This is a genomic window from Niabella hirudinis (assembly GCF_051201075.1).
GTDB lineage: Bacteria > Bacteroidota > Bacteroidia > Chitinophagales > Chitinophagaceae > Niabella > Niabella hirudinis.
Genome location: NZ_JBPEHJ010000003.1, coordinates 260,475 through 282,560 on the forward strand (window position 1 = coordinate 260,475; position 22,086 = coordinate 282,560).

The 22,086-nt window shown below is 49.1% G+C and carries 11 protein-coding genes; 4 read left to right on the forward strand and 7 right to left on the reverse strand.

The window, feature by feature from the left end:
- Nucleotides 1-41 precede the first annotated feature (41 nt).
- Nucleotides 42-1,961 carry a peptide-N-glycosidase F-related protein gene (locus tag GGU45_RS07655; RefSeq protein WP_435223505.1) on the forward strand — a complete coding sequence of 640 codons (1,920 nt, stop codon included), beginning with the start codon at nucleotides 42-44 and terminating at the stop codon, nucleotides 1,959-1,961.
- A gap of 150 nt (nucleotides 1,962-2,111) precedes the next feature.
- Nucleotides 2,112-2,561: a styrene oxide isomerase gene (locus tag GGU45_RS07660; protein ID WP_435223506.1), complete on the forward strand. Its 450-nt coding sequence runs from the start codon at nucleotides 2,112-2,114 to the stop codon at nucleotides 2,559-2,561.
- A gap of 428 nt (nucleotides 2,562-2,989) precedes the next feature.
- On the opposite strand, the gene GGU45_RS07665 is transcribed toward GGU45_RS07660, so the two are convergent.
- The 3 genes from GGU45_RS07665 to GGU45_RS07675 all read right to left on the reverse strand — a co-directional run bounded on the left by GGU45_RS07665 (nucleotide 2,990) and on the right by GGU45_RS07675 (nucleotide 5,658).
- Entirely contained in the window at nucleotides 2,990-3,655 is a 666-nt protein-coding gene (locus tag GGU45_RS07665) for a response regulator (RefSeq protein WP_435223508.1), read from the reverse strand.
- A 6-nt stretch (nucleotides 3,656-3,661) separates the two neighbouring features.
- Nucleotides 3,662-5,314: a tetratricopeptide repeat-containing sensor histidine kinase gene (locus GGU45_RS07670; RefSeq protein WP_435223509.1), complete on the reverse strand. Its 1,653-nt coding sequence runs from the start codon at nucleotides 5,312-5,314 to the stop codon at nucleotides 3,662-3,664.
- A 179-nt stretch (nucleotides 5,315-5,493) separates the two neighbouring features.
- On the reverse strand, nucleotides 5,494-5,658 hold the full coding sequence (locus GGU45_RS07675) for a hypothetical protein (protein WP_435223511.1): 165 nt from the start codon (nucleotides 5,656-5,658) through the stop codon (nucleotides 5,494-5,496).
- 341 nt (nucleotides 5,659-5,999) lie between these two features.
- Between GGU45_RS07675 and GGU45_RS07680 the strand changes: the two genes are divergently transcribed.
- On the forward strand, nucleotides 6,000-6,944 hold the full coding sequence (locus GGU45_RS07680; protein ID WP_435223513.1) for a hypothetical protein: 945 nt from the start codon (nucleotides 6,000-6,002) through the stop codon (nucleotides 6,942-6,944).
- Between the two features lie 42 nt (nucleotides 6,945-6,986).
- On the opposite strand, the gene GGU45_RS07685 is transcribed toward GGU45_RS07680, so the two are convergent.
- From GGU45_RS07685 to GGU45_RS07700, 4 genes are all read right to left on the reverse strand, one after another.
- A complete protein-coding gene (locus GGU45_RS07685) occupies nucleotides 6,987-7,142 on the reverse strand; it encodes a hypothetical protein (RefSeq protein WP_435223514.1) in 156 nt (51 codons plus the stop codon).
- 4 nt (nucleotides 7,143-7,146) lie between these two features.
- Entirely contained in the window at nucleotides 7,147-9,546 is a 2,400-nt protein-coding gene (locus tag GGU45_RS07690; protein ID WP_435223515.1) for a S9 family peptidase, read from the reverse strand.
- Nucleotides 9,547-9,951: 405 nt separating this feature from the next.
- Complete coding sequence (locus GGU45_RS07695) at nucleotides 9,952-12,153, reverse strand: alpha-galactosidase (RefSeq protein WP_435223517.1); 2,202 nt, start codon at nucleotides 12,151-12,153, stop codon at nucleotides 9,952-9,954.
- Nucleotides 12,154-12,202: 49 nt separating this feature from the next.
- On the reverse strand, nucleotides 12,203-20,890 hold the full coding sequence (locus tag GGU45_RS07700) for a glycoside hydrolase family 94 protein (RefSeq protein WP_435223519.1): 8,688 nt from the start codon (nucleotides 20,888-20,890) through the stop codon (nucleotides 12,203-12,205).
- Between the two features lie 240 nt (nucleotides 20,891-21,130).
- Between GGU45_RS07700 and GGU45_RS07705 the strand changes: the two genes are divergently transcribed.
- A complete protein-coding gene (locus GGU45_RS07705) occupies nucleotides 21,131-22,084 on the forward strand; it encodes an Rpn family recombination-promoting nuclease/putative transposase (protein WP_435223521.1) in 954 nt (317 codons plus the stop codon).
- Nucleotides 22,085-22,086: the final 2 nt, after the last annotated feature.

The following is a 22,086-nucleotide window of genomic DNA, read 5'->3' on the forward strand; positions in this document are numbered from 1 at the left end:
TACCTTCGGTTCTGACTATAAAATCGTTATTCTACCAGTTTATGAAGTTAAAATCGATCTTATTCCTGCTGCTGCTTACAACTGCGCTGATAACCCGGGCACAAAAACCTGTAGTGCATCATGTCATCACCCATAACCGCACAACGGTTATCTGTGATCCGTCCAAAGGGGAAAAAGCGTATCCTGCCTGGGGCGTATTTCCTAAGGAAAATGCGCCTGTACGTAAAATAACCATGCATCTTACGTTGGGAAGTCCGGATAATTTGCTGACTGCACATTGGGATTACCTCGATCATATTACGTTGCGCAGGAAAGGAGGAGCGAAGGGTACGGAACTGAATTATGAGCTGGGCAGAATGCTTACTCCCTATGGAAGCATCTATAATAAAGGCTGGAGCTGGCAGTGGCAGGTTGATGTTACCGACTTCTCGCCCTGGCTGCGCGATAGCGTGGAGATTGTATACACGCATTCCGGTTACGAAGGCAATACCGTGGGCTGGGCCCTGACCATTGATTTTGAAATTGTATCCGGTCCCCCGGTTGTAACACCGCTGGGTATGGTACCGCTCTGGAACAAGGGGTATAAATATGGCGATCCAAAAGCGAAGATCGAAGACAGCCTGCTTTCGGTTAGCTATACATCGGCAGCAGGTTCCGCTATTAACCGCATCCGTATCCAGCATACGGGGCATGGGATGGATCGCCCGCGTGGATGCAGCGAGTTTTGCAGCCGGTGGCGGGATTTGAAGCTGGATGGGAATATAATTGATCATCGCAATATGTGGAAGGATTGCGGCGGTAACCCATTGTATCCCCAGGGAGGTACCTGGGTTTATGACCGTGCCTACTGGTGCCCGGGTGATCTGCAGGAGCCTGATGTGATTGATGTATTTACAAAACCCGGCCGGCATGAAGCGGCGCTGCAAATGGAACCCTATACGGCCACCGGCAATATACAGGCAGTGGAAAATATTTCGGCATACCTGTTCCAGTATTCCGCGCCCCGTCAAAAAACGGATGCGGCGGTGGAAGCCATTATGGTTCCCAGCGATGAGCAGCGTTTTTTCCGGCTGAACCCGGCAAGTTTCAATCCGCGGATCTCCATCCGAAACCTGGGAGCCGATCCGCTGCGGTCGCTCACTGTTGTGTACGGAACGGATGGCTTTGAAAAAAAGACCTTTCGCTGGAAGGGCTATCTTTCATTTAATAAAACAGAAGAAATAATACTGCCTGGCGAGATCCGGGAAAAAGACGGCCTTAATACCTTTAGTGTAGTACTTGAAAATCCCAATGGGAAAAAAGATGCCTGGGTTGGTGATAATGCATTGCAGGCAACCTTTACTGCCCCGGTAAAACTGCCTTCGGAATTTGTAGTGCAACTGCTTACCAATAACAAGCCGAAGGATAACGGGGTATACCTGCTTAACAATAAACCGGACACCCTTTTTCAAAAAACGCCGGCGCAACTGGAGCCAAGAACGGTTTATACAGATACCCTTCGTCTTGCCGAGGGTAAATATTCCTTATATCTTACGGATACTGCGGGTGATGGACTGGAGTTTTGGGCGGAGCCCCGGAACGGCGATGGTTACCTGCGCCTGTTTGATATGAAGGGAAACCTGATTCATGCTTTTGAGAGCGATTGCGGCAATGGTGAAATGTTGAGCTTTAAAGCGGTGCCGGGCTTTGTGCCGGATACTACCCAGGCAAAACATGCGTTCTCTCTTTACCCCCGCTCTGTAGTTGATCAAACGCAGCTGAGTGTGGTGTCTAACAAGCTGAGTGATATGAAAGTGGTGATTACCGTTGATGGCGTGGTTTGGCAAAAGCATGAGTATAAAGGCATAAAAAATGCCCTGTTCAGCTATGACCTTACCCATATGCCGGCCGGTAGAATTGTATTGGAAGCCTTTATGGATGGGGTAAGCTGCTTTAAAGGAAGGATCAATAAAAGAAAGTAGCGCAACGGAACAGGATATATATACAGGTTGACAGGGATAAATTTGTGAATGTTAACAGGATGGGATCACGCTCTTTTTATCCCCCGATTTATCGGGGCTCAGTATAAAAGAAAAATGTGTAAATTCACATTGTCCAAAACCTGATCACAAATGGAACGTCATGCTTCGCCAAAACAATCCGGCAAACTCCTGTTTTTGGGGTTACTATTGTTTTTATTAGGACTTATTATCGGGCTCTTTGTGCATCAAACAGCTAACCCTCGTATGGCGCTTTCTGCGCATTTGGAAGGAGTGATGAACGGGATCTTTTTAATGGTCCTCGGATTGATCTGGAAACGGGTCCGGCTTTCAAAAAGAGCACTTGCCATAACCTTTTGGTTGGCGGTGTATGGGACCTTTGCCAATCTTGCGGCTGTGATCATTGCAGCCATTACCGGTTTTGGCAAAATGATGCCCATTGCGGGCGGGCAGGCCGGGCCGGCATTTTTAGATGGGGTCATTTCGTTTTTGCTGGTATCTCTTTCGCTATGTATGATAGCGGTTTGCATTCTTTCACTGATTGGTATTTACAGGCATTTGAAAGAGGATGATGCGGGGTAAATGAAATAGATAATCAACACTGATTTTAGCATCGAGAAAGAGGTTCACCGCTCCCACTTGCAAAGTGTTCGCTCACTTCTTTGGGCACTATCCAGCGTTATTTTTATAATATGATAGTTGCAATTGCTTAACCCCCGGCAGTTTTCCCTGTAATGATATCTTATGGAGGTTTTGCTGCTGCAGATATATACAGTTGGTGAAGTGCAGCCGGAACTGCTCATGATCAATAAGGGTATAAAAATAAATCGCACTTATCCGGTTTTTTTAATCCGATCACCAAACGGGTTGATTGCGTCCGTAAAACTCATAAGCAGATAATTTTGGCTGCGCCCCCAATCGATGCTGTTTGATTGCCACTCAAAAATACGATCGGGGGTCGGATGTTTTTTACGGGAAACCGTAAAGCAATAATTATTTTAACCAGGGACTTAAACGATCCCCATTTTTACGCAATGTGCAATCAGCTGCTCATTGGTAGTAAAATGGAGGGCCTCTTTTATGGAATTCAGGCGTTTTTCGATGGTGCTAAGCGCAGAGGGCCGGATATTGTTTTTTTTGAGGAACTCCGAAATCTCCTGTTGCCGCATTCCCTTTGTCATTAAGGATAAGATCTCTATGTCGAAGTTAGAAAACTCATAGGCATTCCTTTGTTTCACCTCCTGTACAAACTGGCGTGGAAGGTGACGGCGATTTTCTGAAATGGCATCGATCGCCTGCTTTAGCTCTTTGGTATCGTTTCGCCCTTTGTACACATAGCCATCGATGTCCTGTTGACCAAAAAGCGCTTCAATAGTGGAAGGCCTGCCCGTTGCTGAAAAGACAAGGATCTTCAGGTCGGGCTGTATTTTCCGTGCTGCGGCAATCAAGGCTTCACCATCGGTGATCTTTTGTTTGCGATGATCTTCTTCAAAATGCAGGTCGGTGATCAGCAGGTCGTACGACTGACGGACCTGCAATGCTTTCTGAAGGCGTATCAGTGCGTCATCGCAATAGTATACGTAGTCAGGATCATGAATCCCGAAAGATTCAAGGGTTTTCTGTAGCGAAAGGTTCACGCTTTCATAATCTTCGGCGATGAGTACTTTTTTAATCATTTTTATTCAGGTCAGTGGAAGACATAGTTCCAGTTTCAGCCCTTGGGTAACTGAGGTGTCAAAAATAAGACGCCCGCCGATACTCTTGATACGGTTTTCCGTATTCTTTAGCCCGTTCCCATAGGTGAAGCCCGGCGGTATGCCGATGCCGTCATCGGTATACCGGATCCTTAGCTGTGTTTGCTGTTGCTCAAACCGGACCACAACATTTCCGGCCCGGCTATGCTTTTTCATATTGATCATCAATTCCTGCAAGACATGCCTCAATTCTTTTTTGGCCTTTGGCGTTATACGATCCCATAGTTCTTTTGAATGGCCTACAATGGAAACCCGTATATCCGGAGCGCTGAAGGAGGATAATAAGGCAACGATGGACTCGTGAAACGGAACCGTAGTGGTTTCGGGAGATTCATAAGAGATGTTGCGTGATTGTTCATACAGATCCGCCATTTCGTTTAATAAGGACTCTTTACCGCCCGTCTTATCGTGCTCTATTTTTGACATCAGGTTGTAAATGCCGTTGGCCACAATGTCATGAACTTTTTTTGATGTTTTCAGCCGCTGTTCTTGAATTGTCCGCTGTTTCTTCTTTCTATACCAGATGAAAAAAACCAGGGTGAAAAGAATGACACCGCTTATTATGGCCCAAAGCTGAATGATCCGGGTTTTTTTTTCGATGTTCTCTTTCTGTAAAATAAGATTCTCGGCCTTGTTTTTTTCTGCTTCGTAGCGGATAAGGATAAACTGGTTTTTGGCATTGTTGCGGGCTGTTTGAATGCTGTCGTTAAGGAACTGGAAGCGGAGAAAGTATTTTTTTACCGCAGTCGCTGATCCCAGCACCATAAGCCTTGTAAGCGCCTGCAGCTCATCGCCCGGGCTATTGATTTTTTGCGCAATGCCAAGCATTTCATCAGCGTAGATCAATGCAGAGTCGGAATGCAGTCGGGCGTAATAGTCTGAGAGATGGGCATAGCTTGCATTTAACCCCGTATCATCGCCCCCGGCTTTGCGGATCTGCATAGCGGTTAATAGTTCCGCTGCCGCCGGGTAACTGGAATCCTGTAACCACTTTAGCCGGGCAATATTGGACAGAATGCGGGCATATTCAATTTTGTTGTTCTGGCTTTTATAGAGGATGGAGCGGTAGATGGCAAGGGCCTGGCTATACCGTTGCTGTCGCTGGAAGGCAAGTGCTTTATTGTTGAGGATCACTGCCCGGAAGCTATGATTGCTGAGTTTTAATGCATGATCATAATAGCCGATGGCCGCATCAAAATTTCTCAGATCGGCGCTGCTGTACCCCAGTTCATTGTAAACGGAAGAAAGGGTTTGCCAGTTGCTGTTCTTTTTTTCATCCAGAAATTTCAGTGCCTGCAGCAGACTTTCCTGGCAACCAAAGGGATCGCCGGCGCCGGACTGGATTATTGCCTGGTAGGTATATGCTTTTGCAACCAGGAGGCTATCGCCGGGGCTGGCCGTTACTTTGTTAAAATAATAGAAAGCCGAATCGTTTTTTTTGCCATAAAAGGACTTCCCCTTTTCATAATCCGCGGATGAAGGCAACGGGCGCTCTTTGCGCAAGGAGTTACAGCTGGCAGCCAGGGCCAGGAACAGCAACAGTAGTAATAGCTGGCTAAAATCGTTATTTGACTTTGTCATGCGAATGGAACAGACGCATAAAATTAATAAAATAAGGCAAGCCAAACGCTTGCCTTATGAGGAGCAGCCCTATTGTACTGAACAAGGGATATATGCTATCCTGTTGTTCTGCATAAAAGGGGCGAATGGGCTGGCTATAAAAAAACACTAATTTATCCCAGCCGAGGTATAACCACCTGCTATGGCCGGGGGGGAACATGTCCCTTTTCTCCGCCGATATCGGTGGAATCTCCCAGGCTGATGTTGGTGGTGTAGGTAAGTACCGGCCCCGTATTTTTTGCCGGCATGGTATCCGCGTGGCCAGGCCATATAGACATGAAAACTGCGATCATGAATGAAATCATAATAATATTTTTTAAAATTTTTAATGAATCTGCATCCGGGTTTCAATCCTCCGGAGCAGCTGATGAAATGCGGTAAGAAGCGCTTCTTACACGTTGGGAAGGGGTTTGAAACAGAATCGCGGAAGCCGGTAAACGCTTCCCAAACCGGTTATCTGCCGCCGCTTTTGCTGCTTCGTAAAACCAGTTTTGTCTCTTAGCAAAGGAGAAGGCCGCTGGTTTCGGGGATGAAGGTAGATTGATGTAAGAGGCTGGTTAACAAACAATTCCAATAATTCCGGACATTCATCCGGAATTCCAGGAATTCCCCGAAATCCAGTAGTTTTACCGGATAATTGTTGAAAATGTTTCCGGATTACACCAAACTTGTTTTGCGGGATTATGAGAAGAAGCGGGCTGCAAACCAGCTCACCTTAAGACTGAGTCAGCCCACTACCAGCCGTCTCAAAGAGGAATGTATTGAGGTTTGTACGAGAAGATACTCCCGGAGGGACGGCGGAGCATTGAATCTTTTTTTTGGAGAGGGGGACGATCCTGCGGTGGTTTTGAAGAAGATTGAAAGATGCGATCCCGACCGGCTAAAACCCCTGTTGAATTTTATAAAGGGGAAAACGGCAGGTACGGATCACAAAAATGTGGAGCTGCTGGCCTGGCTGATTGATTTTGAGCTCCGGCCCTTTCAAATAGGGCGGCGGTATGATACGGATGTGCAGGAACAAAAGGGGGTTGAACTTACGGAAAGGAACGGGAATGATGGTACAGAAGCGGAAGATCCGCCAACGACGCCCGTAGAAGCAGGGCTGGCCGTGGCGGTAAAAGAACAGGATACTGCTGAAAGCCCGGAGCCGCCAAAACCGGTGGCAGCCAAACCCCGCTTTAATCTTAAACCGGCAGGCGCCGTTATTGTGGCGGCCTTGGCGGGCATCGCTATTTATTGGCTCGTAAAAACTAAAGAAGCACCCATACCCATGAGGTTGGGCATGGAAGCCTGCATGTACTGGACGGGCGATTGCTACCGGCAGGTGCCTTGCAATCAAAAACGGGGCGATACTTTAATTGTAGCCCTGGATCCGGAAAAACTTAAACACTTTAGAAAAATAACCCGTCCGGATACGATCACAAAAAATGCAAAAGGAAGGGTATGGTATTTAAAAATAAATGGCGCCATTGAGTTTTACACCGGAGGCGGCTACCATCCGGTTGACCCGCGGCTGCGGTTAAAACCCGTAACCGATTATATCATCCGGAAGTATATTGTGGGGGATCGGGAGTCAATGTTGTTGCATTAGCACACAGATATCCAATATCTTGTTCACCAACTACACAGATTTTCACGGAACCGTTGCAGCTACCGGGGAATTTATGACCAGGCGTTGTTTATAGCTGATGGGCTGCCGGGCGCGGAGGGGCAGCCCATGCAAAGCAGGGCCGTAGCCCGCAGCGGCCGGAGCTGCTGATGCCTCCTGCATTGCAGCTGACAGCCCCAAAAAATCATTGCCCTTTTTTCACATATTTTTCCAGCCATTGATATTCCTCCCAAAGCAGGTGCAGCCGGTTTTCCCTGGCCGCATAACCATGCGATTCAAAAGGAAGCTGCACAAAGCGCACGATGCCGCCATGGCCCTTAATGGCATTGAAGAGCCGTTCGCTTTGAACCGGGAAGGTACCCGGGTTGTTGTCCGCCTCGCCGTGAATAAGTAAGAGGGGTGTTTTTATTTTATCGGCATAGCTGAAGGGGCTCATGCGGTTGTACACCTGCGGAGCCTGCCAGTAAGTACGCTCTTCGTTCTGAAATCCAAAGGGGGTAAGGGTTCTGTTATAGGCTCCGCTGCGCGCGATGCCTGCCTTAAACAGGCTGGTATGGGCCAGGAGGTTGGCCGTCATAAATGCACCATAGCTATGACCTGCAACAGCTACCCGTGTGCTGTCTCCGATGCCCATGGAGGCGATTTTGTTAATGGCTGCTTTGGCGTTCCACTCCAGCTGCTCCACAAAATTATCGTTGGGGTAGTTGCTGCCCTCGCCCACAATGGGAAACTCGGTATTGTCCATAACCGCATAGCCTTCCAGCGCAAAGAATACAAAACTTCCGTAGTTGATCTGTGTAAAAGTGTTCTTACTGCCGCGCACCTGGGCGGCATCGGAGGCCTGTTTATACTCCCGCGGGTAGGCTACAATGATTACCGGGAGTTTGCCATCTTTTGCGGGATCGTAGTTTTTTGACACATATACATTGGCGGTAAGCTGGATGCCATCCCTGCGGGTATAAGTGATTTTTTCTTTTTTAAGATCGCGCAGCTCCGGCTGTGGGTCGGGGAAGTTGGTGAGCGGTGTTTCTTTTTTGCCGGTAGTAATAAAATAATTGGGTGGCTGGGTATTACTTTGACGGCTGGTTACAAGGGATAGGCCTTTTTGCTGCGGCAACAATTTAACCGGTACTTCATAGTATGGATCTTTTGCCTGCCATAGCTTTTGTTTTTTTAAGGAAGTAAAATCGAAAGTACCCACAAAGGGATAATCGCCTTTGGGTGAAGCCCCCTGTCCGCTCATGATGAATTTTGTTTTCTGGTAGATGAGCGGTACCAGCCGCCCGTATTCGTTTCTTATGGTGAAGGGTGCACCCGGGTCATTATACGCATCATTGGTACTGCGGTCGTCGAGCGTAGTGAGTGTTTTGGTTGGCAGATCCAGCCGTTGCCAGATGCGTTTTTGTTTTGCAGAAGAGCCCTGGGTTACCAGCGCCATATCTTTATTGACGAAGCTGACATTGTACATGCGCATGGGTGTGGCCACCACAGTTTGCGGGGCATCGGTAAATGGCGCCTTGAGGGTTACATACTGGTCGTGATTGGGCACATCGTGTTTGATAAAGCCACTGTCCAGCGGCTCGATCCAGCCCAGGGTGGCGGGTTGGGTGGCGATCCAGTTATGACCGCGCGGGGCGTTCAGTACGTTATCAAAGCCACTGGGGGCCAGTTCGGATGAGGGGATCTTTGCGATGGTTTTTACCAGGTTGCCTTTGGCATTCCATATTTCAATAGTAGATGCAAAACCATAATAAGGCACCAGGTAGGAAAGGTCGCCCGTAAGGCGTTCTACCAGCAAATAATTTTTGTCGGGCGAAAGCTGGATAGCGGCATACAGGTCCGGCTTGCCAATAGGGGTTTCTACACCATTGTTGTTGAGCATGGGCTGCGCTGTTGCAAAAAAGCGGAACAGGGTTTCATCGTATTTATTTTTGATGAGGTCCTGGTAGGTGCGGGAGGCTGCCACTTTGCCCAGGTTCTGCTGGATGACCGGTCCGTCCGGTGCAGCTGGCTTTTGAGGCAGGGCTGAGGGAGCGGCTGTAGTTGCCTGATAGAGCAGCTGGTCATTGTCCCACCAGCTAAAATCGTGGCCTGTAGCGGTGTTGAGCGGCGTACGGTTTATTTTAACGGCCTGTGCCGTCTTCGTGTCCACCACGTAAAGATCGATTGCTGTCCGTGTTTCCTGCAGGAAGGCCAGTTTATTGCCGGCGCGGTTCCAGGAAACGGAGGAAGCTCTTAATGGCTCCGGCAGCCCGCTGATGGCAACCTCTTTGCTGGTGCTCAGGTTTTTTAGCGTGAGCCCGGTATAGTAGCTGCCCCTGCTGGGGCTAAAATTGGCTGGGTTGATGCGCAGCCCGGCGATCCTGAGCTCCGGCTGTGCCAGGTCTTCTACAGTAGGGCCGGTACTGCGCTGCATGAATATCATCCAGGAGCCATCGTCGTTAAAGCTGACACCGGGATTAAAGGTGGCAAGGAGCAGCTTTTCTATGAGAGCGGGGGGCTTTTGATAGCTGCTGCTTTCCTGGGCCGGCAAAGTGGTAACATAAAAGAGCAACGCTAAAAGCGGCAACAGGCTTCGTTTCATTATTTTGAAGGTTTGGTATTCCTGCCGAAAATAGCAAAAAAAACCGGGGAACGGAGCGTAGAAAAACCGGGGTCTGTTTCTTCAAAATTATCGGGAAGGCTGCGCGGGTGATACTAACGGAGCAGGTCGAGTAAAACATAGATAAACAATACGACCGTAGCTACTGTACCGCAGATAAAAAAGCCGCCTAAAAATTGGAGGTATCCATTTTTTTTGTGCTTTAACGAAAATTGATGTTTAGGAGACATAATGCTTTTGTTTTTTTCTGGTATAAAGTTCCCATCACCAGCAGGCTTATCCAAGCGTAAAAGCACGTTTTTTTATAGGGTTTTTACGGTAATGGAACTTTTGACTGTGAGCAATCAGGTAAAAGGCAACGGCTGATTGCTCACAGCGAAGGGCTGACTACAACGCCTCAATACTCAGTACCACGCTGGAGCGGCCTGATGTTACATTGGGATTAAACCCGATGGTCATCAGGAAATCACCGCTGTAGGTTTTGCTTTCATCCAGCGTTGTTTTCTGCTTATCATAGAGATTGAGCTCTTTGATCCGGTATTTTCTGGCAGGATCAAGGCCCTGGAGCTTAATGGGATTCACAGCGGCTTGGCTGATATACCTGGCATTTGTAAGATAGTTGAACATAATGGCTCTATCCCGTTCTTTGTTAACAAACATCAATGAAGCCAGGTCCTGTTCATAAGGATTGGCCAGCCGGTACAGGTCGCCGTGCCATACAATGTCTTTAAAAGCATTGTAGTTCTTAACCGCCTGCTGGCAAAAAGCGCGGTCTTCGGGCTTAAGCTCATTGGCGCGGATGTCGAACCCGAGCTTACCCATGGAAGCCACATCCACCTTGTATTTCAGGGGTTGCCTGCCCCAGTCGGTTACATGGTTGCACATAGCAATAGCCGGGTAATAGTAGGAATAGTTCCATTGAATAAACACCCGTTCCAGCGGGTCGGTATCATCGCTGAGCCAGAACTCGGTAAAATATTTCAGGGAGCTGTAATCCGATCGGCCACCGCCGCCGGAGCAAAGCATCATGGGTACGGTGGGGTATTTGGTGCGAATGCGCTGTAGTACTTTTTCCAGTCCGCGGGTGTACTCCACATATAGATTCGATTGCGGAATCTTGTTCTTTTCCAGGTATTGGGAGTGTCCGTTAAAGATGGGCGCGTTGCAATCCCATTTTATAAAGGCCAGGGCCGGGTTCTTTTTAAACAGGCCATCTACCACGCCAAATACAAAATCCTGTACCTGCGGGTTTGTAAGATCCAGTACCAGCTGGTTTCGGTAGTAGATCTCCGGGCGTTGCGGCTCGCGCAGCACCCAATCCAGGTGTTTTTCATATAGTTCGCTTTTAGGGTTGACCATTTCCGGCTCGATCCAGATGCCGAATTTGATGCCTTGTTTGCCGGCTTCGTTCACCAGGTACGGAAGGCCATCGGGCAGCTTCTTTTTATTCTCCTGCCAGTCGCCCAGTCCGGCCTTATCCCCGTTCCTCGGGTATTTGTTGCCAAACCAGCCGTCATCCAGCAGGAAGAGATCTACCCCCAGGTCTTTAGCGCCTTTAAAGAGGCCCACCAGTTTTTCCTGGTCAAAATCAAAATAGGTAGCTTCCCAGTTGTTCAGCAGGGTAAGCCGCTGGCCTTTGCCATCCAGCAACTGGTGGTTGCGCAACCATGCCTGCAGGTTACGGCTTCCGGTACCGGTGCCGGTAAAAGACAGGGTATAGGTGAACCGGGGCGTTTCAAACGGCGTATTGGGTTTGAGGTCGTAGGCCGACTGGTAGGGGTTGATGCCTGCTACCAGGTGCATTTTTTTATTGATGTCGGTTTCAAACTGTATGGAATAATTGCCGTTCCAGGCGATCTGGCCCAGCATAACGGTACCGCTGGTTTCTGTGGCCGGTGCATCCAGCGCCAGCATAAAATTGGGTGAGCCGATGAGGTTTTCGCGGGTCCCCAGCCGGGATTGGATGGTATGCATGCCCTGTTTTAGTTGCGTTTGTTCCGGCTGCATTTCTTTTGCCCAGTTGCCGTTATAGCTGGTGAGGTAATAGTCCCTGTTGTAGAAATAAAGATTGGCAGAGGCGTATTTATTGAGCGTGACAGCTCCTTTTTCCGCATGCCGGATCACGCTCCATTGTTCAATAACGTCTTCATCCTTCCAGGCTTTGAAAAAAAGATCCACATAAAAGGGATATACTGCATCCTTTAGGGTGATCTTCGTGAGTGTGGCGCCGCCTTCACTGGTAACGGTTTTGTTCTCATAGCGGAGATCGAGTGAGTTATTACCGTCTGTATGAACCACGGCTATAGCGGGTTCCGAAAAATTATTATCAATACCCGCTACCGCAAAGGCGCTGTTATTGGAGCTGCCGCCATCGCCTGTAAGACGGTACATCCGGCCGGCAGCAGCATATTCATCGGAAGTTTGCAGGGCTTTGCCGGTATGGATGATTTTAAGATGGTTGTTTTTATCTGTTTGCAGTACGATGGCTACATTCCTGGTTTCGACAGGGATGATGGTTTGTGCGGCAATCGTTGCAGTAAGGGTATTGATGATGGCAATACCAATAGTTAGTAAGCATATTTTTTTCATACGAACGAATTCAGTATTTGTATACCGTGCGAAAATACTTTATTCGTGGTTATAACAGTACGTCTATATGGTGCTCGTTGCCATCATCCTGTAGTGTGATAAACGGATCGCTAAAGGTCTTTCCGTTTTCGCTGTAGCGGATTCCGCCCGCTTTTTTTTCGTTTTTAACCTGTAAATAATAGTAGGTATTGCCAAAACGGTATCGCACCTCGTACCCGGGCCACGCATCGGGAATACAGGGATCCAGGTAAAGGCGATTGCCTTCCCTGTGAATGCCAAGTATGGAACCGATTGCCAGCTGGTAGGTCCAGCCTGCAGAGCCGGTGTACCAGGTCCACCCGCCGCGGCCTTCGTGGGGCGGCGCTCCGTAAATATCTGCTGCCATTACATAGGGTTCTGCCTTGTATTTTTCTACGTCCTGCGCCGTGCTGGTATGATTAACGGGGTTTACCATGGAAAACAGCTCCCAGACCCGCTCTTTATCTTTCAGTGCGGCAAAAGCCATAATGGTCCAGATGGCTGCATGGGTATATTGCCCGCCGTTTTCCCGTACGCCGGGCACATATCCTTTGATGTAGCCGGGGTATAGGTCCGATTTGTCGAAGGGTGGTGTGAGTAACTTGATGATTTTATTTTTTCGATCGATCAGCTGTTCGTTTAATGCCTCCATGCCCTGCAGGCTCCGTTCGGGATCTCCGCCACCCGAAAGCAACGACCAGCTTTGTGAAATGGAGTCGATCCTGCATTCTTCATTAGTGGCGGAGCCCAACGGTGTGCCATCATCAAAATAAGCGCGGCGGTACCATGCCCCATCCCAGGCATGCTGATGGATATGATCTTTTAATTTTTCACTTTCTGTGTGGCACAATGTTGCAAAGTCCTTGTCGCCATAGTCTGCGGCGATGGTGGCAAAATGCGTAAGCACATCATAGAGGAAAAAGGCCAGCCAAACGCTTTCGCCTTTGCCATGCTCCCCTACTTTATCCATACCATCGTTCCAGTCGCCGGACCCGATCAGGGGCAATCCGTGTTGTCCGAATTTTAACCCATAATGGATGGCGTGCTTACAGTGATTGTAAAGGGTTTCCCAATGATTCAGGAATACCGGCAGGTCGTAATAGGATTCTTCATCAGGCTGCAGGGGGCGCCCGTCAATAAAGGAAACATATTCATTCAGCACTTCTTTGTCGCCGGTGGTAACCAGGTAGCGGGAGGTAACATAGGGCAGCCATAGATAATCATCGGAGCAGGTGGTGCGTACCCCGCGCCCGGTAGGTGGATGCCACCAGTGCTGGACATCGCCTTCCTTAAATTGCCTTGAGGCTGCCAGTAGCAGTTGGGCCCTTGTAATTTCGGGGGTGGTATGCATGAGGGCCAGCACATCCTGCAGTTGATCCCGGAAGCCAAAGGCGCCCCCGGACTGGTAAAAACCGCTGCGCCCCCATACCCGGCAGGCCAGCGCCTGGTACAGCCACCAGCCATTGGTCATAATGTTCATAGCATCATCCGGAGTGTTTATCAAAACGGCACCCAGTATATGGTTCCATTGATCATGAACTTTCAGGCGGGCCTCATGGGCATAAGCGCGGCCTTTTATGGCCGTTACCAATTCCCTTGTTTCCTGTTCGTTCTTACCGGCGCCTAAGCGGAACACGAGTTCCTTTTCCTCATCGGGCGCCAACTGCACCAGCACCTGCAAGGCGGTGCAGGGGTCAAGGCCGGCCCCGGCTCTTCCGGATAAGTGTTTTCTTAACAAGGCCTCGGGGTTGCGGAGGCTGCCGTTTCTCCCGATAAACTCACTGCGGTCGCAGGTAAATGTTTTTTCGCTGGCATCCGTATCGAAAAATGCGGTCTTTTCAGTAAACGCGGTATTATAGCGGTTCCTGGCAAAAAGCACATTTGTTTGCGGATCCTTGTCCACTACAACAAACATTTTGTTTTTGTGTACCAAATCGCCCAGTACCCATTCCACGTAGCCGGTTACAGAAAGATTACGGTTCTGGCTGGTAAGGTTGTGCAGCTTTAGCACCATGTATTTTACAGGCAGGTCTTTATCCACATATACCCATAGCTCAGAAGCAATACCCTGGTGGATGTGCTCATAAACGGAATAACCGAATCCGTGCCGGGTAATATAGGCGTTTTTACCGGGGGCGGGCAGCGGGGTGGGCGACCAATAGCTGCCGGTTACCTCATCGCGGATATACCATGCTTCGCCACATTTGTCCGATACCGGGTCGTTCTGCCAGGGGGTAAGGCGGAAGGCCTGGGCATTGTCTACCCAGGTGTAGGCCGATCCGCTTTCGGAGAGCATCGATCCGATTTCGTTATTGGCAATGATATTGCACCAGGGAACGGGCGACTTTTTTTGCTGATCTGTGATCTGAATATATTCTTTTCCATCCTGGGTAAAGCCTCCCGTTTCATTGTTGAACCGGAGATAATCCGGCAATACAACCCTGTGCTCCGGCAGCATTTTAAACGCGGACGTTTGTACGGGGAGTAGTTCGGGCAGCCCCTTAGCCGCTTTCTTTTTCAGCACCTGTTCCGACAGGCTGCCTTTATCATCATCAAAAATAACCCGGGCAACGGTCTGGAACAGGATGCGGTCTTCATTGGATATCTGGTCACCGGCTCTCACAAAAATACCTCCCGGCTGATCCAGTACGCCTCCGCTGGTTGCGGTAATAAAACCAATCACCTGGTCGTGGAACACCTGCCGGTAGGAGCCAAAATCATCGTTCCAGATAACAAGGTCTACCCGCAATGCTTTCAGCGACCAATAGGAATGTGCTTTAATCAATTGTTTAACGAGGTCGATATTATTGCTGTCTTTTACCCGCACCAGCACAATGGGCAGGTCGCCCGAAATGGCATAACTCCACAGGCCCGATTGCCCTTTCAGATTGCTTTCGATCACCGATGGTGCTGCCCGAAAGCTGTTATTGGCATAGATAATAGAACCTGCAATGGCATTGAAGAGCTGTGCTTCAACTTCCGTGGCGTTGATCTGGCGTAACAGAACCTGGCTATGGGTCCAGGCCAGCTCAAACACCCGGTTTTTGATATAACGATCCCGGTATTTGACGAGCAGGGATTTGCAAATGGCCTCTGATTCCCCAATGCCAACGACAAGGTCGAGTGTTATGGTTTGCCGTGCCCTTAGTACGATCCGGTGCCGGATGGCCATTACCGGGTCCAGCACAGAACCCTCTGTACCGGAAAGCGGGCCGTCCTGCTGCAGGGCGGCAGGGGTTGCTATGGACCGGCCGCGGCCGATGAACCGCATCCGGTCGGTTTCGTAGGACACCGACTCGCTATTGCCCCCCTGCAAAATAAGGGTATGAAACATCCAGGGCGGGGTTTCCTGCCGGGCCCTGGGTCTTCGCGAACAAAGGATAGCATCTGTATCCGTGTCAATTTCCGTTTGTACAAATAAATTGCTGAAAGCCGGGTGCGCTTCATCCGCTCCCTGATCCGTAAGGACCACTTCGCCAAAGCTGGTTACTTCGATGGTTTTTGACGAGGCAGACCGGTTGGTGATGCGGATGCGGCGGATCTCCACGTCGTCCTCGGGAGAAATAACCACATCCGTTTTAGTTTCAAACCCGTCATCTACCCGGCGAAATACCACGTGCCCCTGCGAAAAGATGGTTTCATAGGACTTGCTTTTTCTTAATGTAGGCTGGTAGGTGTTGGACCAGAAGTGACCGGTGCTCAGATCCTTTATATAACAAAACAGGCCCCAATCGTCTTTAATGGTATCTTCCCGCCAGCGGTTGAGCGCCACGCCCTTCCAACGGCTATAGCCACCCCCGCTGTTGGTGATGGCCAGGGAATAACGGCCATTAGAAAGTAGCTGTACCTCGGGTATGGACGTGTTGGGAGTGCTGAGCACCCGCATATGTGATTCATGAGACACGGTTTGCCGGGCGCTTTCATCCTCTGTATGCTCATAAAAATTAGTGGAACGCGGCGCTTTTTCCTGGAGCAGCAGGAGGGCCGACTGAAATTGCGGATCCCGTGCAAACCGGTCGTGCATCTTCCGGTTCAGCAGCAGGTAGGCCAGCGAAAGAAAGCTCATGCCCTGGTGGTGCACCATAAAGGATTTGATGATGGCGTAAGATTGCCCTCTTGGCATACGGGAGGGGGTATAGTCGATGGCTTCATAAAAACCATAGCGGCCTTCAAATCCTTTTGAAGACAGGGTTTTAAGATTGTCCAACGCCTCTTCGGGCGCTACCATCAGGGCCATCATGGTGGCATAGGGCGCAATAACAAGGTCATTGGCCAGGCCCCTTTTTAAGCCAAGTCCGGGAATGCCAAAGGATTGGTATTGATAATTCAAACCAGTGTCTACCAGGTTATAACCCGATTCCGAAATGCCCCAGGGAACATTGTTCTTATTTCCGTAATAGATCTGGTTCTTAACGGCGCCCTTCGTGCTGCGCTCCAGCAGGGTATTTTCATAAACGGGCATCAGCAGTTGCGGCATCAGGTATTCAAACATGGACCCGCTCCAGGAAAGCAACACGGGGTTATTGCCCAGGTTGGTTACCAAACGGCCCAGGGTAAACCATGCAGCCTGTGGAATCTTACCCTGTGCAATGGCCGTATAGATACCGATGCGGGCTTCTGAAGCCAACATGTCATAATAACTTTTATCTGCAACGTCCTCACTTACATTGTAGCCAATATGAAAAAGATTTTGCGATTTATTATACAGGAATTCATAATCTGCCGTGGCAAAGTCTGCGCATCGCTGTTTCATTTTTTCAACGCCTGCTAAAAGGCTGGTGGCAGCGGATGCTCCTGTTTCGAGGCTTTTTTGCAGGAGGGTCAGTAATTCTTTTTCGTCATGGTCGCTTGCTTCACCCAGGTATTCGTTTATATGTGCGGGCAACACCCGCTGTAATTCCAGTATGTTATTGAGCGAGGGGATTTCATGGAGTACCTGCAGCCGGGCAAACCGGTCCGGTACCGGAAGATGGGCTGCCCATGGGCAAAACATGCGGATACAGCTGAGCAGGTCTGTTAACTGAAGGTCCAGCCGCCCTATCCAGTTTAATGCTTCTGTGTTTTGGGAAATACCGGGGCTGTTTTTAAGAGCTTCGGTTTGGTCCCGGAGCGTAATTAGCTGAAATAAAAGTTCTTGCAGCGTAAGGGGATACCCGGCTTTAAGCCCGTTGATGATTTTATCGGGCACGCCGGCCTGCTCCACCTTTTTACCAATAAGGCGTTTGATTACAGAAAAAGTATCCAGGAGGCCATTTGCATGCTGCTCCTTAAATAATTTTTCCTGCCGGATCTCATCAAGCCCTTCTCCCAGCAGAACCATGCCGGTAATAAAGTTTCCGCTGTCAACGGTAGAAACATATTTGGGATGCAGGGGTACCAGCGACACGGTATCATACCAGTTATAAAAATGTCCTTTGTAGCGCTCCAGTGCCGCCAGTGTTTCAAAAGTGTTACGTGTCCGCTCCGCCAGCTTGTTAACAGAGAGGTAACCAAAATCGTAAGCCGCCAGGTTGGAAAGCAGTGCAAGGCCGATATTGGTTGGAGATGTGCGGTGGGCCAGCACTTCAACCGGGTGCTCCTGGTAATTGTCCGGCGGCAGCCAATTATCACCCCGGGTAACAAAATCTTCAAAATAAGCCCAGGTTTTACGGGCGTAAAAGTGAAGCGTATCGATGTTCTTTGAAGAAAGCGCAACTATTTTTTTATACGAGGGAATACTAAAACGCCAGGCTATCACCGGAGCCAGTGCCCATGCCGCCAGCAAAGGCGCTGCCAGCCATAGGGCGGAGGAGTTGGTTGCAATCAGCAAAGCGATAACGCCCACGGGAAGGAGCACCGATGGCCACATATACAGGTATGCCTGGATGAGATTTTTTTGTTTGCTACCGCCGGATGCGCCGGAAGGGGTCCATTGCAGCAGCCGCCGGTGAGAGATGAGCATGCGCCAGTTGGCACGAAAGATAGCATCAAGGTTTTTGACGGCTTCAAAGGGAAGACAAATAATCCCAAGCAAGATATGGGTAAGACCCGAAAGCACATGATCCTTTGCTTCGGAAATATGTGCCCGCCAGTGCATGCTTTCAGGCTTATGAAATAACTGCCAGAGCGTGGTTGCTACCAGCGGCAGCAGCCATGTTGCCAAAAATAATAAGGTCCATAGCCAGGCATCCGGCAGCAGGGCCCAGCCCATAGCTAAAAAAGCAACCATGGCCGGGGCTACCAGACTTCGGCGGATATTGTCCCAGATTTTCCAACGGGAGAGACTGGATATAAAATTTTTACGAAGTTTGTTTTCCCTGCCTGGTACAAAAGGAGTGCCCCAGCTGGCAATCTGCCAATCGCCCCGGATCCAGCGATGGCGGCGGCTTATATCGGCCCAGTAGGTTTCGGGATACTCTTCAAACAACTCCACATCCGTTAGCAGGCCGGAGCGTACATACGATCCCTCCAGCAGGTCATGACTTAAAATGCGGTTGGGTGGAAATGTATCGCCCAGCACTTTTTCGAATACATCGATGTCATAGATACCTTTGCCAACAAAGGAGCCTTCAGAAAAAAGATCCTGGTACACATCAGAAACCAGTCTTGTGTAGGGGTCCAGGCCGGAGTCGCTGCTGTGCATCCTTGCGTAATAGCTGCTGTTGGTACGGGGAATACTTACCGAGGTACGGGGTTGTAAAATACCATAGCCTTCTACTACACGGGTTTCGGGGGCATTCAGCACCGGCTTGTTGAGCGGGTGGGCCATCGTGGCCACAAGCTTCCATGCAGCTTCACGTGGAAGCTGGGTGTCGGCATCCAGGGTAATAACATAACGAACCTGTTTTAGGGCATTGGTATTGCCGGTGATCGTCATAAAATCATATTGCCCCGTATTTCTCAGGAAGCTGTTCAGCTCGGCCAGTTTACCCCGTTTACGCTCCTGGCCCATCCATATTTTTTCACGGGGATTCCATTTACGGGGCCGGTGAAACAGGAAGAACCGGCTTTCCTCCGTGTTTTCCTTATCGTAACGATGGTTCAGCGCCTCAATGCGTTTAACGGCATAGGTGAGCAATGCCTCATCTTCAGGCATTTTTTCTTCCGGTGCATCGGTAAAATCGGTCAGCAACGCAAAATACAGATAGGCTTCGGGGTTGGCGAGGTAACGTACTTCCAGTTCATCGGCCAGCTCTTCAATAGCCTTTTCGCCGGAGAGCATGCTGGGTACGGCAACCAGGGTACAACCGGATTCGGGGATCCCTTCCGAATAATCCATTTTGGGCAACGGGCGGGGTTTTACAATCAGCGTTGCGGCCCAGTTAGTAAGGATCACAATGGCCTGGCTCAATGCAATAAAGGATACGAGGCCAAACGCAATGGCGCGGTAAATGCCCGGTATCTGCTGGTGCACATAGATGCTGGCCCAGATGCTGAGCAGGAGGGTAAGCACCAGGGCAGAGCCGGCGTAGGACAGGAGCCGGTTGTACTTCAGCAGGTTTTTAAGACGGTGTTTTACCGTTATCCGCATGCCCGATTTTTTGATTAGTACACGTTGCCCTTTTTCGTCAACCAGGTAATACCCCACATGGTGTTGCCGGGAGGGATCTTCTTTTTGGGCGCTTTCTTTTGCCAGGTCAATGGCCAGTTGTGCTACCTGGTATTCCTGCAGGCTGCTGTTTTTGCCCACCCATTCCACAACGTGGCGGTAGCGGTCGCGGGTTACAAAATCCATCTGTTTGTAAATGCCATCTATATCGGTACCCAATACCCGTTCCACAATGCTGACTTCCTCAACAAAACTGCGCCAATCAGTACTCCGGATCAGCCGGATACTTTCGATAGAATTCCGGATGGATACCTGGTCGGTGGCCTGCTTCTGGTTTTCGATATTGACAAGTTCAACAGAGGAGCTCCCGGTTTCTGCCAGCCGGTCTTCCAGCCAGGTAAGCGGCAGGGCCAAACCCTGCCCCCTGCCTTGCAGCCGCCGGATAAATTCCGCCACAAAAGCACTGTCCAGCTTCAGTTTTGACCGTGCCATATCAGCGATAATGATGATAATATCGCGTGGTTTTTTTTGAGCGGTTTCCAGTAATTGTTCTGCCCAGTAAACCGCCATATTCTTGTCCAAACGGTCAAGGGCAACGCGGGAGGCGATGCGGCGGATATTTTCAATAATAGCCAGGCGCAGCATAATGGGTATGGCCCACAACTCTCCCAGGGTCAATTGTGTTACGGTCTGGTACGATTCGATAAACGCGGTGAGGGTGGCAATGCTGATGTGCCCATCGCTGTGGGCGATCAGCTCCAGTGCTATATCATAAACACGCGGAAACCCGGCCGATCTTCCTTTTGCAAGGATGGGGAGGGTTTCGCTATATCCTTTTGGTAAATGGGTGCGCCCCAGGGCTATCTGCTCTTTAACCAGGTAGTAATTATCAAGAAACCATTCGCTGGCAGGGGCAACTGGCTGTTTGGAATTTGCAGAATCGTTGAGCAGGTCATATACTTTTGCAATAACGACTTCGTTGTCGTCCAACCTGGGTAATACTTTGTCTGGCGGATGGCCGCGGGTTACCAGGTGTGCGTGTGCTACTGTTGCGCCATGCTGCCGCATCTGATCATGGCTGAACAGCTCTAACCGGAAGGGCTCTTCTTTCTGAAATTCAGGTGTGGCGTCTCCTGTAAGGAGTTCGCGCATGCGCACTACGAAATCATCAACGGGTTTCGAAATTTTCATAGTATGCCAGGTATAAAAAATTAAAGACCCCAAAGGGGGTATAAAGTTAATTTTTATTCCACAGAAGCCGGGCAAAATACAAATAAGCCCCACGCAATAGCCGCCGCGGGCAGTCAACGGCCTGTTGAAAAAAATATCTGTGTACAACAACCAAGAAGCATGCCATAGGGTGTGAATGCTTGTGGTTTATTTATAGTTGTTTTTTTGTATATTTGAAATGCGCCTTTAAATAAAACAGATATGAAAAACACTATGGAAATACCTTTGAATCGGTACATCGACCCCTTAACTGATTTTGGTTTTAAGCGAATTTTCGGATCGGAACCGCATAAAGAGTTACTTATTGCATTTTTGAATGAATTATTTAAGGGACGTAAGATAATACGGGACCTTGTATATGATCCGCAGGAAAACGGCGGCCCGGCGAAGCATTACCGCAAGGCCATTTTTGACTTAACCTGTACGGGTGCAAATGGGGAAGTCTTTATTATTGAAGTACAAAGAGTTGATCAGAAGTTTTTTACGGATCGGGCCCTGTTTTACACCGCCAGCAAATTACATGAGCAGGGTCCAAAAGGAAGTAAACATTGGAATTTTGAATTGAGGGAAGTGTATTTTATTGGATTGATGAATTTTTATTTAGACAATACCACGCCTGGCAAATACCTGCATTGGGTACGGCTGACTGAAGAAGAAACCGGGGAAATATTTTATAAAAAACTGGGTTTTATATTTTTAGAAGTACCTAATTTTAGTCTGGAGGAAAAGGATATAAAAACGGACCTGGAACGCTGGCTCTATGTATTGCGCAATATGGCTAAACTAGAAAAAATTCCGGTAATTTTACATAAGAGAATATTTCAGAAACTATTTAAAATTGCTGAGGTAGCCAATTTAAAACCGGAGGAATTTATGTTGTACCAAAAAGATGTTTTAGACAGATGGACGGAATATGCAGTGCTAGAAACTTTGAAAGAAAGAGAAATGGCCAAGGGCTTGGCGGAGGGCATTGAACAAGGCATTGAACAAGGCATTGAGCAGGGAATTGAGCAGGGAATTGAACAAAAAAGTCGCGAGGTTATAAAAAAAATGCTGATCGCAGATCGGTTTACTATTGCCGAAATAGCAAATTTCGCAGGAGTTGATATTTCGCTTGTAGAAAAAATAGCACAGGCTCCAGACAAGGAAAAATAGCA

What these genes read in the sequence shown, in the direction of transcription:
- GGU45_RS07655 (WP_435223505.1), top strand. Translation starts at nt 42, where the DNA reads ATGAAGTTAAAATCGATCTTATTCCTGCTGCTGCTTACAACTGCGCTG.
- GGU45_RS07660 (WP_435223506.1), top strand. Translation starts at nt 2,112, where the DNA reads ATGGAACGTCATGCTTCGCCAAAACAATCCGGCAAACTCCTGTTTTTG.
- GGU45_RS07665 (WP_435223508.1), bottom strand. Translation starts at nt 3,655, where the DNA reads ATGATTAAAAAAGTACTCATCGCCGAAGATTATGAAAGCGTGAACCTT.
- GGU45_RS07670 (WP_435223509.1), bottom strand. Translation starts at nt 5,314, where the DNA reads ATGACAAAGTCAAATAACGATTTTAGCCAGCTATTACTACTGTTGCTG.
- GGU45_RS07675 (WP_435223511.1), bottom strand. Translation starts at nt 5,658, where the DNA reads ATGATTTCATTCATGATCGCAGTTTTCATGTCTATATGGCCTGGCCAC.
- GGU45_RS07680 (WP_435223513.1), top strand. Translation starts at nt 6,000, where the DNA reads ATGTTTCCGGATTACACCAAACTTGTTTTGCGGGATTATGAGAAGAAG.
- GGU45_RS07690 (WP_435223515.1), bottom strand. Translation starts at nt 9,546, where the DNA reads ATGAAACGAAGCCTGTTGCCGCTTTTAGCGTTGCTCTTTTATGTTACC.
- GGU45_RS07695 (WP_435223517.1), bottom strand. Translation starts at nt 12,153, where the DNA reads ATGAAAAAAATATGCTTACTAACTATTGGTATTGCCATCATCAATACC.
- GGU45_RS07700 (WP_435223519.1), bottom strand. Translation starts at nt 20,890, where the DNA reads ATGAAAATTTCGAAACCCGTTGATGATTTCGTAGTGCGCATGCGCGAA.
- GGU45_RS07705 (WP_435223521.1), top strand. Translation starts at nt 21,131, where the DNA reads ATGAAAAACACTATGGAAATACCTTTGAATCGGTACATCGACCCCTTA.